General features: G+C 30.3%; 13 protein-coding genes. 4 read left to right on the top strand and 9 right to left on the bottom strand.

The window, feature by feature from the left end; all coding sequences use genetic code 11:
* Positions 1-53: 53 nt before the first annotated feature.
* Both P8F83_RS21105 and P8F83_RS21100 read right to left on the bottom strand, forming a co-directional pair.
* Positions 54-3,005, bottom strand: a complete 2,952-nt coding sequence (locus P8F83_RS21105; RefSeq protein ID WP_326512551.1) for a sigma 54-interacting transcriptional regulator — start codon at positions 3,003-3,005, stop codon at positions 54-56.
* A 263-nt stretch (positions 3,006-3,268) separates the two neighbouring features.
* Complete coding sequence (locus P8F83_RS21100; RefSeq protein WP_326512550.1) at positions 3,269-3,718, bottom strand: COG2426 family protein; 450 nt, start codon at positions 3,716-3,718, stop codon at positions 3,269-3,271.
* Positions 3,719-3,935: 217 nt separating this feature from the next.
* On the opposite strand from P8F83_RS21100, the gene P8F83_RS21095 reads away from it, so the two are divergent.
* Positions 3,936-5,159, top strand: a complete 1,224-nt coding sequence (locus tag P8F83_RS21095) for an FprA family A-type flavoprotein (protein ID WP_326512549.1) — start codon at positions 3,936-3,938, stop codon at positions 5,157-5,159.
* 49 nt (positions 5,160-5,208) lie between these two features.
* On the opposite strand, the gene P8F83_RS21090 is transcribed toward P8F83_RS21095, so the two are convergent.
* A complete protein-coding gene (locus P8F83_RS21090) occupies positions 5,209-5,565 on the bottom strand; it encodes a single-stranded DNA-binding protein (RefSeq protein WP_021803560.1) in 357 nt (118 codons plus the stop codon).
* 96 nt (positions 5,566-5,661) lie between these two features.
* On the bottom strand, positions 5,662-6,492 hold the full coding sequence (locus P8F83_RS21085; protein WP_326512548.1) for a YihY/virulence factor BrkB family protein: 831 nt from the start codon (positions 6,490-6,492) through the stop codon (positions 5,662-5,664).
* A 159-nt stretch (positions 6,493-6,651) separates the two neighbouring features.
* Here P8F83_RS21085 and P8F83_RS21080 point away from each other — a divergent pair, with 159 nt between their 5' ends.
* Positions 6,652-7,533: an aldose 1-epimerase family protein gene (locus P8F83_RS21080; protein WP_326512547.1), complete on the top strand. Its 882-nt coding sequence runs from the start codon at positions 6,652-6,654 to the stop codon at positions 7,531-7,533.
* 72 nt (positions 7,534-7,605) lie between these two features.
* Here the strand turns inward: P8F83_RS21080 and dapB are convergent, their stop codons facing one another.
* The 3 genes from dapB to P8F83_RS21065 all read right to left on the bottom strand — a co-directional run bounded on the left by dapB (position 7,606) and on the right by P8F83_RS21065 (position 11,353).
* The gene (gene dapB, locus P8F83_RS21075) at positions 7,606-8,442 is read right to left on the bottom strand and encodes a 4-hydroxy-tetrahydrodipicolinate reductase (protein WP_315111072.1); all 837 of its coding nucleotides are present in this window, start codon (positions 8,440-8,442) and stop codon (positions 7,606-7,608) included.
* A 148-nt stretch (positions 8,443-8,590) separates the two neighbouring features.
* Entirely contained in the window at positions 8,591-10,690 is a 2,100-nt protein-coding gene (locus tag P8F83_RS21070; protein ID WP_326512546.1) for a peptidoglycan-binding protein, read from the bottom strand.
* 138 nt (positions 10,691-10,828) lie between these two features.
* The gene (locus P8F83_RS21065) at positions 10,829-11,353 is read right to left on the bottom strand and encodes a ferritin family protein (RefSeq protein ID WP_021803565.1); all 525 of its coding nucleotides are present in this window, start codon (positions 11,351-11,353) and stop codon (positions 10,829-10,831) included.
* 155 nt (positions 11,354-11,508) lie between these two features.
* Here P8F83_RS21065 and P8F83_RS21060 point away from each other — a divergent pair, with 155 nt between their 5' ends.
* Both P8F83_RS21060 and P8F83_RS21055 read left to right on the top strand, forming a co-directional pair.
* Entirely contained in the window at positions 11,509-12,054 is a 546-nt protein-coding gene (locus P8F83_RS21060; protein WP_073019150.1) for an ECF transporter S component, read from the top strand.
* Between the two features lie 14 nt (positions 12,055-12,068).
* Entirely contained in the window at positions 12,069-13,202 is a 1,134-nt protein-coding gene (locus P8F83_RS21055) for a pyridoxal-phosphate-dependent aminotransferase family protein (RefSeq protein ID WP_326512545.1), read from the top strand.
* A 66-nt stretch (positions 13,203-13,268) separates the two neighbouring features.
* Here P8F83_RS21055 and P8F83_RS21050 read toward each other — a convergent pair whose 3' ends face one another.
* Both P8F83_RS21050 and P8F83_RS21045 read right to left on the bottom strand, forming a co-directional pair.
* Positions 13,269-14,639 (bottom strand): putrescine aminotransferase, encoded by a 1,371-nt coding sequence (locus P8F83_RS21050; protein ID WP_238902241.1) that lies wholly within the window; start codon positions 14,637-14,639, stop codon positions 13,269-13,271.
* 19 nt (positions 14,640-14,658) lie between these two features.
* Positions 14,659-16,134: an aldehyde dehydrogenase family protein gene (locus tag P8F83_RS21045; protein ID WP_326512544.1), complete on the bottom strand. Its 1,476-nt coding sequence runs from the start codon at positions 16,132-16,134 to the stop codon at positions 14,659-14,661.
* Positions 16,135-16,143 lie beyond the last annotated feature (9 nt).

The following is a 16,143-nucleotide window of genomic DNA, read 5'->3' as shown; positions in this document are numbered from 1 at the left end:
AGATACTATTTATATTAGCAAGGGTCATGCCAACATTATGGAATATTTTGATTTTATGAAAACATTTTCTTGATATCTTTTACAGATTGAGCTGTTTTCAGCTTTTCAGTAAGATCCTCTTCCCTAATCATGGAAAATAATTTTTTAATTTCTTGTCTATTATTTTCTTTTAATGCCAACATCACTACTAAATCTACCATAACTTCCCCTTCCCACTGAACTGGATTATTTAGTTTTGCTATGGCAATTGCCGGTTTTATCACGTTTTCTGGCAATCCGTGAGGAATTGCTATTGTATTATTAAATATTCCACTACCCATGGCTTCTCTTTTATATAGACTTAATATAAATTTGCTATTAACATATCCCTTAGCTTCTAAAGTTTCTGCCATCTTGTCTATAATGCTCTCTTTAGATAATTCATCCATATCTAAAAATACCAAGTCTTCTTGTATTAAATCTATTAACCTTTCTTCATTTACAACTTCTTCTTGTGTGTATATATCCATAAATTTAGATATTCGGCTTATTCCTTTACCATTTAATATACTTTCATAGGATACAAATGGAACATTGCTTATCTTAGGATTTATTGTTCCACAAACTGCTACCACATTATATTCCTCTGAAAGTAACTCTATCTCCTCCTCTATATCTTCTTTATTTATAAAGCCCATAGGGAATATTTCTATATCTTTATTATCTCTTTTTAAGTGATTTTCAAGATATTTCTTTATACTTAGGGCATTACCTTCTCCAGTTAAGCATATTGTTACTAAAGCTTTTTTCTTTTCATCTACATTTGCTCTACTAGATATCTCTGACTTAAATGTACCCTGATATAATCTTGACTCCTTTAATTCTTCCATTATATTATCAAGACTATCTCCTTCTATTGAAGCTTTTCTAACTGCTTCCAAAGCTAGCAGTGTATCAACTCTTCCTATTGTTTTAGCTCTAATTCCAGTCCTTTCTTCAATAGCACTAGCAAATCCACCTAGGGACCCCATATCTACAAGTAAAAGACAGCCTTTCCCTTCATCTATTTGTTTAACTACCTTTATCGTTCTCTCTAGTGCACTTTCTGGGGATTCATCTAAGGCGATTTCTATTCCTATGGTATCATCTACTCCTAATAGTTGATTTACTACATCTGCCATCCCTTCTGCAACATGTCCATGAGTTATTATAATAACTCTTACTTTAGGTTCTAGTATTAATTCATCTGAACAAAATTTATTAATATATAGTGCTATATATCCTGCTTCATCATTTGGTATTGGTAGATTAGTAGCTTTTTCTATAGTCTTCCTAATTTTTTCTGCAACTTGGAATTCTTGTGGAAGTACTTTTTTAGTAACATCTATATTTGATTTTGTTATACTCTTCCCAGTAAGTACTCTCTCTATAGTAAAGTTAATGTGTATTGCAAGTGCTATAAAAAAGCTGTTATTTATAAACTTATATTTATCCCTTACAATATCTAGTATTTTTTCGGTTATGTTTATAACTTCAGGTCTTACTATAGTCTTTAATTCATTTATATTAAGCACCTTTGTTATATTTTTATTATCAATTATCCTTCCTAACTTACCTTCAACTTTTTGCAAAAGAATCTCATCAATTTCTTCTGACTTCATCCCTTGACTCTCAAGATTCTGGAACTCATTCTCTATATATTGGTATATCTCGTTCTCATTTACGTACTTAGTAATTTCACTTTTATGACTTTTCATATTTTTAATATCAATATATAGATCGTCAGTAACTAAGCTCATTATTGTTTTGTTTATTTTATTTCCTTTTAAGAACTCACTTTTAATAATGTTACTTAAGTCTTCCATATCAATAATTACTTCACTGATGTTTTTAGACATGTATTTAACATATCCTTTTGCACATATTACTTGTATGTCACTCTTAAGCTGTCCGATATTCCCTTGACAGTTATATAACATTAAACACATAAGCACATCTCTAGTTACTAAAAGATTTCTATTAACTCTATTTGCTTCTCTAACTAAAAACATTGTTATAATCTCAAGTTTTTCCGATAGTGGTCTATCTGTTAGTTTCGGCAACTCTATTAACATTGGAATTCTTCGCCTAAAGGTTAATAGCAGATTAGATTCTGGATTTTCTGTTGTAGCTCCTAGTATTAAAACATTTACATTTCTTTCAGTATTTGTCTCTCCAAGTTTTCTATACTTACCTTTATCTATTAAATAGAATAGAATTTCTTGTCCTTCTGGCGGCAGTCTATGGATTTCATCTAAAAATAGTACTCCGCCATTAGCCTTTTCCACTAATCCTTCCCGATCTGAGTTGGCTCCAGTATATGCACCTTTTACCACACCAAATAATTGAGATATTAAAAGATTTGGGTTTTCAGCATAATCTGCACAGTTAAATATGATAAATGGAGCGTCTTTAGATTTAACATTGTTAGCTACAGCAAATTCATACATGCATTCTGCTAATTCACTTTTACCTACTCCTGTTCCCCCGTATATTAATGTATGTAATCCATTGGGTGGGTAAAGTATAGCAGCTTTTGCTAAATCAATCTTATTTTTAAGACTTCCTCTATAACCTATTAATTTTTTAAACCCTGATTCATCTTCCTCTGTTTTTTCTTCTCTTTTTATATATTCTTTAAATGTATTAGAAGATTTTTCAATATCTTTATTGTTATCATTTTTTGATTCAGTATCTTCTAATAAATCTTTCATATTTCTAGCCACAATATTTCTAGAGATATTGTATCCTCTTTCTATCATCAGATCAGTTATTTTTCTCTCTGACATGTTTGGATTTTTAGTTAGAATATATTTTAAGTCCTCTAACAACATTTTTTTTCTTCTATCTCTAGAGTCTGGAATATTTAGTTTGTTTCTTTCACTGATAATCTTTAATCTAGGTAAAGATAATATTTTAGCTAATTCTTGATCTGTATAAGGATTCTTTTTATCTTCTTGTTTAATAATTTCTACTAGTTTTTCCATATCTATATCACCCCGTTACTGAATCTAGCTTATATTTCGACTGATCTATTATCACCACCTCTCCATAATAATAATTAATTTTATGTTAATAAATTTCTAATGAAATATTATTATATACTGTTTTTTTTATTTAGCATAGTTCATTATCTTATAATTTGAACTTTTTATACCAATATAACAAGCAATATTTATGCCAATTCATCCTTTTATTCCAAATAAAAAAGGCTATCAAATTTGATAACCTTTTTTACAAAGTATTTCCCTTAAAATAAAGCCGGGAAAACCATACATAAAATTGTTATTAATATAGCTGAACCTGCTGCTCCTACTGCCGCACAAAACATTGACTTTTTAAAATCCAATCCTAAAAAAGCCGCTATAGCTGTTCCTGTCCACACACCTGTAGTAGGAAGTGGTATAGCTATAAAGGTTATAAGTCCAATTTCCTTATATTTTTCAAGATTATGTTTATTTTTACTTATTTTATTATCTATAAGATTTGTTATCTTTTCAAATTTAGGATATTTTTTTAACCACTTATAAATCGCATTAAATAGTAGCAAAATAAAAGGAGCTGGTATTAGACTTCCTAAATAACCTACTATAAATGCTTGTAGTGGTTCCATTCCAGCATAAATAGCATATGGAATTGCTCCTCTTTGCTCTATTAGTGGTGTTGCAGACAATAATAAAACCCAAAAAACTGAACTCATTATTTAATATCTCCTATTCTAAAACTTAATAACTTATTGTTAGTTCATAATTATATTGTAAAATAGCTATTTTATCAACAAATTATTACCATTTAATAAATTTGTAAATTAATTCTACAGTATTTATTTTTATCAACAATTATTATATAATAATATTAATGGATAATTATTATTATATAATAATTAAACGCTATAATGTATAAGGAAGGTGTAAAATATGCGCTCTTTAGAAATAAAAAAAGATATTCATTGGGTTGGAGCTTTAGATCCAGATTTAAGAATTTTTGATATTATAATGTATACTCCTTATGGAACAACTTATAATTCATATGTTGTTAAAGGAAGTGAAAAAGTTGCAGTTTTTGAAACTGTAAAAGAACAATTTTTTGATCAATATTTAGCACGCTTAAAAACTCTAGATATTGATGTTACCAAAATAGATTATATAGTTGTAGATCATACAGAACCTGATCATGCAGGTTCTGTCGCAAAATTACTAGATTTATCTCCTAAAGCAAAAGTAGTAGGTTCTGCACCTGCAATTAAGTTTATGGAGAAAATAGCTAATAGAGATATAGATGCTATTGTGGTATCTGATAACGACAGTATAAGTTTAGGAAATAAAACTCTTAAATTTATATCTGCTCCATTCTTACACTGGCCAGACACTATATATACCTATATACCAGAAGATAAAACACTCATTACTTGTGATTCTTTTGGAGCACACTATTGTTTTGAGGACGTATTTAATGATAAAATCCCTGATCAAGAGCAATATAATGAAGCGTTAAGATATTACTTTGATTGTATAATGGGACCTTTTAAATCTTATGTTTTAAGTGCAATAGATAAAATTAAAGATTTGGATATAGACCTTATCTGCCCTGGTCATGGTCCAGTTTTAAGAGAAGATCCATGGAAGATAGTTTCTTTGTATAAAGAGTGGAGTACTCCTCCAGCTCCTAAAGAAATAAAAAAAATAACAATTTCTTATGTATCAGCCTATGGATATACAGAGCAACTTGCTAACAAAATATCTGAAGGAATTCAATCCGTAGGTAAATTTGATATTAAGTTATATAATGTTATTCATAATGACTTAAAAGATATAGTAAAAGATATTTCTGATTCTGAGGGTATTTTATTTGGTTCACCAACAATAGTTGGAGAATTGCTCGAGCCAATCAGAGATGTTTTAGCTAAACTTAATCCTGTAATTCACGGTGGAAAATATGCAGGAGCATTTGGTTCATATGGTTGGAGTGGTGAGGCAGTTCCTAGAATGGAAGCTCGTTTAAAGGAATTAAAAATGAAAATGTACACTCCTGGCTTAAAGATACTATTTAAACCATCTCCTGAAGACTTGAAAAAAGCCTTCGAGTTTGGTGTTGGATTTGCTCAAACTATTATGGATAAAGAGGTTAAAAAGGAGCTTTAGTTTAATATATAGCTTAATCAAATAATTCCTGGGGATAAACCCCCAGGAATTATTTGATTTCATCCAAAACCGCTTCTTTTTCTTGTTGTCTTCTTTGCAAAAACTTAAAATCTTCTGCGATAACTTCTGCTATGTATTTTTTGTTTCCTTCTTTATCTTCATAACTTCCTGTTCTTAAGCGGCCGCTTAATGTTAGCATAGTTCCTTTTTTTCCATACTCACAAATTACTTCTGCTTTTCTTCCCCACATTACTACAGGGATTAAGTCTGATTTTCTAGTTCCATCTGATGCTTTAAAATTTCTTTCTACAGCTATAATAAATTTAGTAAATACTTTTTCTGTCTCTTCTAGTACTCTAAGTTCAGGGTCTTTGATTATTTTTCCCATTAAAACTATTTTATTCATTAATTTAACCTCCTGAATTACTTTATTGTAAATTCTAACCATAATTCAGGATATTATTCAAATATAATTTATAATCTTTATAAATTTTAAAACTACTTATTCCATTAAAATTGCATTAATTTCTCCCCCTAAAAGAAGTATAACAGAAGTTATATAAAGCCATGTCATCAATACAATCACAGCACCTAAACTTCCATAAAACCTAGAATAATTGGAAAAATTATTTACATAAAATGAGAATAAAGACGACACAACAATCCATCCCAGTGTTGTAGTTACCGCTCCTGGTAATGCGTCATGCCACTTTAATCTTTTACAAGGAGCAAAATGATATAAGGTTGCAAATACAAATATCATAACAAATATAAGTATTGCAAATCTCAATATATCCCAAGCAAAGGTTATAATATTATCAAAAGGGAGTTTGGCAATTAAAAATTCTCTAATAACTCCTCCAAATACAACTAAAAATAATGTTAAAATTATAATTAATACTACTCCGATTGTACAAAGTATAGAAATTAAAGTCCCCTTTATATATCCCCTTGTTTCTTTTATTCCATAAGCTTTATTTAATCCTTTTATAACTGCTGCAAATCCTGACGAGGAGGACCATACAGATAATATTACTGAAAACCAAAGCAACTGGCCCTTTTGTCCGTCTAAAACCTCTACAACAGTAGATTCAATAAGCAAATAGGTATTTATAGGTAATAATCCTTCTAAATATTTTAATGTGTCTGTTGTACTTATATTACTGAATCCTACAATAATCATAATTAACATTAGAAGTGGGAAAAATGAAAGTAGTAAATAATAGGCTAATTGAGCAGAAAGTGCAAAAATTTCATCATCATTAACTCTTACTACTAACTTTTTAATAAAACTCCAAAGGCAATTCTTATCCATAAAACAATCTTTTTTCATGCCATTGTCTCCTTAACTTAATTGCTATAATTTATAATTACACTCTAGTACTACTTATTATACCAAAATACCTACATAAAGATTTATAATAACTTACTATTTCTTTTATTAATGATATAATTGTAGTGAATTAGTTATTTTGCAGGAGGTAATACATTTATGAACTTGTTGATAGAAAATGAATTTTTAAAAGTTGAAGCTAATGCTTATGGTGCTGAATTACATAGTATTAAAACTAAAAATAGTGTTACAGAATTTCTATGGAACGGTGATGGAAATCATTGGAAATACCATGCTCCAATTTTATTCCCGATAGTTGGAAAGGTTTCAGAAAATAAATATAGAGTTGATGGCAATACCTATGAGCTTCCTCAACATGGATTTGGTAGAGTATGCAATTATGAAGTAATAAATAAATCTCAAGATTCTTTAGAATTTCTTTTAAAATATAACGAAAAAACTTTAGAAATATATCCTTATAAGTTTTCACTTAAAGTAAAATATACCCTTATAAATAATTCTATAAAGGTAAGTTACACTGTAGATAATTTAGATGATAAAGATATCTATTTTTCAGTAGGTGCTCACCCTGCTTTCCTTTGTTCAATAGAAGAAGGTGAAACTATAGATGACTATTATTTTGAGTTCTCTGAAAAGGAAACTACTTCTATAATGGAACTTTCTCCAATTACAGGACTTTATACAAATAAAAATATTCCTTATCTAGATAATGAGAATAAGATTCCTTTATCAAAAGAAGTTTTTAAAAATGACGCTTTAGTATTTAATAATTTAAAATCCAACAAAATTTATTTAAAGTCTAAAAACCATAATAAATATATGTCTATGGATTTTAGTGGATTCCCTTACCTAGGTTTGTGGTCTAAACCTACAGGTGCACCTTTTGTCTGTATAGAGCCTTGGTATGGTCATGCTGATTACGAAGGTTTTGCTGGAGAATTTAAAGACAGAGAAGGCGTAGAAAAATTAGAAATAGGAAGTACTTTTGAATGCTCTTACATTTTAGAATTTTTTAGCTAAAATCATATAAAAGGTGTTGAAAAATAATTTTAAAATTATTTTTCAACACCTTCTTTAATTAAATTATATTTATTAATTTTCCATTTGATTTACTAATATACTTCTTTCTGAGAACTTATTCATTATTTCCTTTAGATTAAGAACATCATCCATTTCATAGTAACCAATCTTATCAACGATAAATCTTACTGCTCTTAGTGCCCCTAATGCAAAAGCCTTTCTAGAAAAAGACTCATGTGTTATCTCAATCTTATCATGTTCTCCAGCCATTATTACCTTATGTCTACCCACTATTCCACCAGCTCTTACTGATAATATAGGGATGGAATTAATATCAATATTATTAATATTCTCTTCATAAGCATGTCCCTTGACTATTTCATTTGCAATCTTTTTAGCTGTGCTTGTAGGAGCTTCCTTCTTTTCTTTAAAATGAGATTCTATAATTGTAGAATCATAGTCTTGGAGAATACCTGCTGCTATGTTAGTAAGCGTCATTAATACGTTTACTCCTACTGTTATGTTTGGCGCATGAACTATGGCTGTTTTATTTTCTCTAGCTAAATTAACTAACTTTTTGTGTTGCAATTCATTAAAACCTGTAGTTCCAATAATTATTTTAACTTTCATCTTAGACAATATTTTTGCATTTTCTATAGCAGCTTCACTTTTAGAGAAATCTATTGCTACTTGAGGTTTATATTTTAATATATAACCTTCAAGATCATCGGACTCTATGACATTTACCCCAGTATTACTTATATTTAATACTTCTCCTAAATCCCTATTAGCCTTTTCACTATCTTTACTACATACCACAAAAGTTAGGTCTATATCCTCTTCTTCTAATAAAACTTTAGCTATTTCTTTTCCTGTTCTACCTAACCCTAATAAACAAACTTTTATCATCAACAGTTCTCCTTTCACTTTAATCACAACTTAATTATATTTTATAAGTTGTCAGTAGTCAACTTGTTTTGTTCCATAATATAGAAAAAATAAATAAACAGTTATCTAAATCTCTTTCAATAACTGTTTATTTATCTTCTAAATATTTCTAATGTCTTTTTCTTTTAACAAAATCTCCTGTATATAAGGCTTTATATATTGATAAAATTTTATTCCATGTGGTTTCATCAACCTTACCAGTAGGAGGTAAATCAAATTCTTTTTGAAGCTTCTTTACTGCAAGTTCAGTTTCTTCATTGAAGTATCCAGTAACATTTACTTGATGTACTCTATAATTATTCTTAGATAAAATGTTTATATACTTTTGTAAAATAGTCACGTATCCATCTTCATCTTCAATCATAATCGGTAATCCTGGATAATCATATATATTTTCAATTCTCTTATTGTCTTTTTCATCACCTAAAGATTTATATACAGATATTAATTTATTCCAATCGTTATATCCTATTTCCCCAGTAGGACTCAATCCGAAGAGTCTCTGAAAAGAACTTACAGCATTTCTAGTCCTTTTTCTATATATACCATCTACAGCTATAGTCGGAACCTCTTTATAAAATTTAGCTATTGAATTTAAGTAAGTCTGTAGCCACTTTATATCATCATTAATTAAATATTCTTTTAGCACATATCCCGGATAATCAGAAGAATATATATAGGTTTCTCTAATATTTTTTCGATCTAATTTTTTATACACGTTATAAATCATATCCCAAGTACTAACCCCTACTATTCCATCTGCGTCCAATCCAAATAACCTTTGAAATTCTATAACAGTTTGCTTGGTTATATTACCGAATATTCCATCTGGAAGTATACTTGGTATATTATAATATTTAGAAATTTCAGCAAGATAGCTTTGCATTTCTCTTACTTTCTCTCCCCTTGAGCCATATTTTAATAAATATCCTGGGTACTTTCCATCTCCCTCTGGCTCTTTAATCTCTTCTTCTGGTTCTTGCTCTAATTCAGCTAATCTTTTTACCCCAACATAAATACTAGATATTCTATACCAAGTAGATCTACCTATAATACCATCTGGTGTCAAATTAAAAGTTCTCTGAAAAGTCTTAACTGCTTCCTCAGTGTCTTTTCCAAAATTCCCATCCTCTAAAGGTATTTTAGGTATTGCAGGAAAATTTTTAGATATTCTATTTAATTGCTTTTGAATTACTTTAACATTTTCGTTTATATCATTAAGTCTTAAAGGTGTTCCTGGATAAGATTCTGGTATACCTTCAATTATAGTGGCTCTAACTAACTCCTTATCCTCACCAAAATAATATTTAATAATTCCAAATGCCTCCATTCCTGCTTTGGCTAAATCCACAGTCCCCCATTGAGATAACCCATCACAGGTAACAGTAGTTCCATTGCAATATTGAGCAAAAAATGGAGTTTTGTTTCCTATAGTTATAATATACTTACTAAAAATATCATCAACAATCTTGCTTATGTTCTCAAATATATTTCTACCTTTTATAAAATATTGGTCATAGGCAGTAGAGTTCGTTATTTGAAAAGAATACCCTTTATTTCTATACCATTCTGTATAAATTCTATTTAATGCAAAAGATATTTGACAATAAATATTGGCTTTTAGAGCTTCTTCTGGCCAGGTTGGATAAATTTCACTTGAAGCAACATTTTTTATGTAGTCAATAAATCCTACTGTAACATTTTCTGCGGCTGCACTTGGGGCTCCTAAATGAACTATAATAAATTCAGGTATATATACTTGATCCAAAACATATGGTGTAATTGAAATTCCTTGTTTTTCGCCTAATCCATTCTTCATAACAAGCTTTTGAGGTGAAATAACTATTTGTTTTGGTGAACCCTTAAAGTTATTATTATTATTCTCCTCAACTATTTCAATATTTTGTATAGATGTATTTTCTTCAAATACACTTACTCCCTCTACTATAACCTTACCATCTTTTTCTGAATCTACCTCTATATTATATACTCCATAAGGAAGTATGCCCTCCTCATAAGGTTTTAAGGAAAGAGACTTTTCTGGAGTTATAACTTCTATATTCTTACTTCTTCCACTTATATCAAATGCATCCTCATTCTCATAAACTACTTCCTTATTTTCAGAATTTATAATTTTAAGCTTAGCTTGTGTTATAGGTAACGCATCCTTTACCTTAAATAATCTAACTAATATATAACCTTTTGCCAAAATAAACACCCTTACAAATTATTATTTATAATATACTATTCAAATAATATGTGAGAGTGTTTTTTATTAATTTATAACACTTGATTTTCTTTTATAGTGAAAAAGTGATGCACAACATTTTGCATCACTTTTCCTAATTTATAGATCCCAGCCTATAGGCCCATAAGTATCCTTATCTAAAAGTACTAAAACCTTAGTAAGTTCTTCAACATGTTCTTTTTCTTCTTTAGTTATACTATTTATAATCTTATTTACATACTCATCACAAATTTCATTAACCATGTGATCATAAAGTATTATTGCCTCCAACTCTCCTTTAATTGCATCTCTTATAAATTTTAATAAATCGTCTTTAGCTGGTCTATTTTTTATCCCTAACTTTTCTCTTCCTCTATTAGATAGCTTAACTTCATTTTTTACCTTCTCCTGCATAGCACTTTCTTCATCATCTACTTTTCTTAAAGCATCTAAAAACATTCCATAGTGTCTTTTTTCTTCTTCCATTATATGATGAAGTATTTCTTTTACTTCTCTATTATCAGTATAACTAATGAAATAGCTATAGTCATCTATAGCAACTAATTCTGCTATCATACCTTCTCTAAGTAGATTAGCAGTGGACCTTGCTCTCCCCTGAGGTTGTCTATCTGTAGTATAACTCATAAATTTTCTCCTATTTTTATTGATATATTATATATTATTAAACTTATAAAATTAGTGATACTAAAAGCATTTATAATTGTATGCATACATTTTAATTTTTTATATATTTGCGTTAAGATATATTCAATAAAAATTACCAAGGGGGCTTAGTGTTAATGAATAATACTACTACAAATCAATCAAAAATAAAAAACCTTGCTTTATACGGTCTGTTTATAGCTTTAGTTTACGTAGCTACTAGATTTATAAACATACCTGGTCCTACTTCTGGAGGACTATTTCATCTAGGTAATGTAATGGCTTTTACTATTGCTATAGTTTTTGGGAAAAAAGCTGGTGCCATATCGGGGGCGTTTGGCATGGCTTTATTTGATGTAACAAGTTCATATTTTATATGGGCACCATTTACATTTATAATAAGATTCACTATGGGATATATTATGGGATATCTTTCTCATAAGGCTGGTTCATCTAAATCAAAAGTAATAATATTCAATTCTTTAGGAATAATAATTGCAACTATAATTATGGTTGGTGGTTACTATCTTACAGAAGCTGCGATGTTAGGCAATTTTATAGCACCTATTCAATCTATATGGGGTAATTTTATGCAATGTGTTGTTGGTGCCGTAATAGGACTTCCTTTAGCTTACTATCTACAAGGAGCTTTTTCTCGTAGAAATATTTTAACTAACCTATAAAGGAGGTTATTATTATGAATACTTTATTAATGACACCTGGACCTACTTATATTAAAGAAAATGTACGAATTGCCTTAGCAAAAGAAATAACTAATCCTGACTTAGATTTGGAGTTTTTCGACTTCTATAAAAATATATGTTCAAAATTACAACTTCTATTAAATACAAAGAATAAAACTCTAGTTTTAGCTGGAGAAGGAATATTAGGTTTAGAGGCTGCTTGTGCTTCCTTAATAGAAGATGGAGATAAGGTTTTATGTATTGAAAATGGTATATATGGAGAAGGTTTTGGAGATTTTTCTAAAATGTATGGCGGCAGAGTTGACTATTTTCATGGTAATAAAAGAAAAGGAATTAATATAAATCAATTAGAAAACTTTCTTAAAGAAAACCATGATTATAAAATAGCAACATTAGTTCATTGTGAAACACCATCTGGTATAACTAATCCAATAAAAGACATATGTAAACTTCTTAATAGTTATAATATAATTTCTGTAGTTGATGCCGTATCTAGTATAGGTGGGGAAGAAGTTTATGTAGATGACTGGAATATAGATATTATAGTAGGCGGTTCTCAAAAGTGTCTTTCTGCTCCAGTTGGACTAACGTTTTTAAGTTTAAGTTCTAAAGCTTTAGATGCTATAAACAATAGAACTCAACCTATAAGAGGATTTTATACTAATCTTTCCACTTGGAATACTTGGTATGAGGATAAATGGTTTCCTTACACTCAGCCTATAAGTGATCTATATGCATTTGATGTTGCTTTAGATAATATATTGGAAGATAAAGAAGGAGTAATTTCTAGACATTCAAAATATGCCACTGCTCTTAGAAATACTCTAAAATATTCTGGACTAGAACTATTTCCAGAAACACATCCGTCAAATACAGTTTCTACTATATTAGTTCCTGATAATCTTAACTACAGTGATATATTCAATAATATGCTTAAAGAACATAATATAATTATCGCTGGTGGATTTGGTTTTTTACAAAATAAGGTGTTTCGTATAGGGCATATGGGTGAAAACTGTTATGAAGATAAACTCTATTTGACACTTAAAGCTTTAGATTCAGTATTAAGAGATTTAGGATTTAACTTAGAAAAACATCTTCATAAAGAATTTGTAAATCAATTATAATAAAAGTGACAGTAGACAAATTTCAGAGAATTAATCTCTTATTGCCAACTGTCACTTTATAATTTATTAACCTATTTTAGAATCACTATGATTAAAAAGTTTTTTTGTATCTGCTAACGCCTCATCTAATCTTTTTAATACCTTATCAAAATCTTCATATGAAGTTGTAGCTGCAGGTTCAAATCTTATAGTTTTAGAATTTACTAAAGTTCCGGCTGTCATTACTTTTCTTGAGAAAAGTCCTTTTGCAACTGAAAAACCCATTTCAGTTTTATTAAACTCTACTCCTATCATTAATCCAACCCCTCTAACTTCTTGAATTAGTTCAGGATATTTACTTTTTAGCTTGTTTAATCCCTTAAGCAAATATTCTCCTTTTTCATGGGCTTGTTTCGGAATATCATGTTTTAACATATATTTTATAGTAGCTAATGCTGCAGAACAAGCAAGTGGATTACCTCCAAAAGTTGGTGATCCTAAAATCCAAGGATTATCTTGAAGCTCCTTCACCCATAAATGCGGTCTTGCAATAATTCCTGTTATAGGCATAATTCCCCCACCAAAAGCTTTTCCGTAAGTTAAAATATCTGGAACAACCCCCTCTGCTTCACAACGAAACATTGTGCCAGTTCTTCCCATTCCAGTTTGAATTTCATCTAAAATTAGACATACATCATACTCGTCACATATCTTTCTTACCTCTTTTAGATATCCCTTTGGTGGAATAATAATACCTCCCTCCCCTTGTATAGGCTCAAGTACAACTGCTGCAACTTTTTCACCTACATGTGTTAAGTTTCTTATGGCTTTTCTTATATCCTCTGCATTTCCATATTCAACATGTTGTACTTGTTGTATCATAGGAAGATATGGAGTTCTATAGGTATCCTTTCCTCCTAGAGAAATAGCTCCCATAGACTTACCATGAAATCCGTTTACGGCAGAAATATACCAGCTACCTCCAGTAGCTATTCTTGCAAGTTTTATAGCCATTTCTACAGCTTCAGCTCCTCCATTTGTAAAGAAACAATAATTTAAGTCTCCTGGAGTAATCTCAGCCATAGCCTTAGCAAGGTACCCTCTTAATGGATCTAAAAGTTCTTGGCTATGAAGTGCCTGCTTCTTAAGCTGAGCTTCAACAACCTCTAATATCTCTTCATTTCTATGACCGCACATAAAAATTCCAAAACCACCTAGACAATCTATGAACTCTTCTCCATTTACATCATAAAAATATGAATCATTGTCAGTCCATTCAACAAAAGCTGCATTTGTTGAAACTGATTTTCTATACTTTAACCAGCCAGGATTCACGTAATTATTATAATTATCAACTGCTTCCTTTACTATTTTCTTCTTATCGTATGCCGTCAGTTCATCACCAGTTACATAGCTTAGGATTCTTTCTAAATCCTCAAGCACAAATTTCTTTTCCATAAATATCTACTCCTTTTCATTATTCTTTAAACCAATATAATGGCTCAGGTTTTAAATTAATATTAATTTGCTTCACTTCTGTATACTCCTCTAAACCAAAAGTTCCAAGTTCTCTTCCTATTCCACTTTGTTTATATCCACCCCAAGGTGCTTCATTAAATGTTGGATGATATGAATTCACCCAAGTAATTCCTGCTCTTAATTTCTTTATTACTCTCATAGCTTTAGCTCCATCTTGAGTAAATACTGCACCTGCAAGTCCATAAACTGTATCATTTGCTAATTTTATTGCCTCTTCTTCCCCTGTAAACTTTTGTACCACAAGAACAGGTCCAAAAATCTCTTCTTTAACTATCGTCATATCTGGAGTTGTATCTATAAATATAGTAGGTTCAACGAAAAATCCATCCTTCAATCCTTCAGTGTTAATCTTATTTCCACCGCAAACTAATTTTGCATCCTCCTTTTTACCTATTTCAATATAATTTAGAACCTTATCCATCTGTATTTTGCTTACAAGAGGTCCCATTTCAGTTTCTGGATCAACTCCTGATCCTACCTTAATTTTTTTAGCTCTCTCCACAAGTCTTGCGATGAATTTATCATATATCTTATCTTCAAGAATTAATCTTGAACCTGCTGAACACACTTGTCCTTGATTGCAAAATATACCAAACAATGCATAATCAACAGCTGTTTCAAAATCTGCATCTGCAAATACAATGTTTGGAGATTTTCCTCCAAGCTCTAATGAAATATTTTTTATATTTCCTGTGGCTGCCTGCATTATACTTCGTCCTGTTTTAGTACCACCAGTAAAAGCAACCTTATCTATATCCATATTAGCTGCAATCTCATGTCCAACTACAGCTCCTGCTCCCATAACTAGATTAGCAACTCCTTTTGGAATCCCTACAGATTCAATTACTTCAAATAATTTAATAGCACTAAGTGGCGTAACTTCTGATGGCTTAAATACAATTGTATTTCCTGCCGCTAATGCAGGAGCAATCTTCCATAAAGCCATTAAAAGTGGATAGTTCCATGGAATTATCTGGCCACACACTCCTATAGGTTCTCTAACTACCATTGACTGCATATTAGGATCTGGCACTTCATAAATTTGTCCACTTGGCTTATTAACAAGACCTGCATAATATCTTAAGCATGCAACTCCATCTTGTACGTCCCCCACTGTTTCTCTAAGTGGTTTTCCATTATCTAAAGTATCTATCTCAGAAAATTCTTTTTCCATACTTTCTAATCTATCTGCAATTTTATATAGATAACTTGCTCTCTCTATAGCTGTAGTTTCCATCCATCCATCTTCATAGAAAGCTCTTTTTGCTGCTGTTACTGCTTTTTTAACATCTTCAGCCGTTCCTTCTGCAACCGTCTCTATAACCTTACCTGTAGCCGGATTTATAATTTCTCTTATTTCTCCTGAGGATGAAGTTACCCATTGACCATCTATATACATCTTTTTAACATCCATAGCGCTTCC

Source organism: Clostridium intestinale, assembly GCF_035905475.1.
GTDB lineage: Bacteria > Bacillota > Clostridia > Clostridiales > Clostridiaceae > Clostridium_T > Clostridium_T intestinale.
Note: the sequence above shows the minus strand (reverse complement) of the source record. Positions and strands in the feature narration are given on the sequence as shown.

Coding starts and splice junctions, on each gene's coding strand:
- P8F83_RS21105 (WP_326512551.1), bottom strand. CDS start 3,005: ATGGAAAAACTAGTAGAAATTATTAAACAAGAAGATAAAAAGAATCCT.
- P8F83_RS21090 (WP_021803560.1), bottom strand. CDS start 5,565: ATGAATAAAATAGTTTTAATGGGAAAAATAATCAAAGACCCTGAACTT.
- P8F83_RS21060 (WP_073019150.1), top strand. CDS start 11,509: ATGAATAATACTACTACAAATCAATCAAAAATAAAAAACCTTGCTTTA.
- P8F83_RS21045 (WP_326512544.1), bottom strand. CDS start 16,134: ATGGATGTTAAAAAGATGTATATAGATGGTCAATGGGTAACTTCATCC.
- P8F83_RS21050 (WP_238902241.1), bottom strand. CDS start 14,639: ATGGAAAAGAAATTTGTGCTTGAGGATTTAGAAAGAATCCTAAGCTAT.
- P8F83_RS21065 (WP_021803565.1), bottom strand. CDS start 11,353: ATGAGTTATACTACAGATAGACAACCTCAGGGGAGAGCAAGGTCCACT.
- P8F83_RS21080 (WP_326512547.1), top strand. CDS start 6,652: ATGAACTTGTTGATAGAAAATGAATTTTTAAAAGTTGAAGCTAATGCT.
- dapB (WP_315111072.1), bottom strand. CDS start 8,442: ATGATAAAAGTTTGTTTATTAGGGTTAGGTAGAACAGGAAAAGAAATA.
- P8F83_RS21100 (WP_326512550.1), bottom strand. CDS start 3,718: ATGAGTTCAGTTTTTTGGGTTTTATTATTGTCTGCAACACCACTAATA.
- P8F83_RS21095 (WP_326512549.1), top strand. CDS start 3,936: ATGCGCTCTTTAGAAATAAAAAAAGATATTCATTGGGTTGGAGCTTTA.
- P8F83_RS21055 (WP_326512545.1), top strand. CDS start 12,069: ATGAATACTTTATTAATGACACCTGGACCTACTTATATTAAAGAAAAT.
- P8F83_RS21085 (WP_326512548.1), bottom strand. CDS start 6,492: ATGAAAAAAGATTGTTTTATGGATAAGAATTGCCTTTGGAGTTTTATT.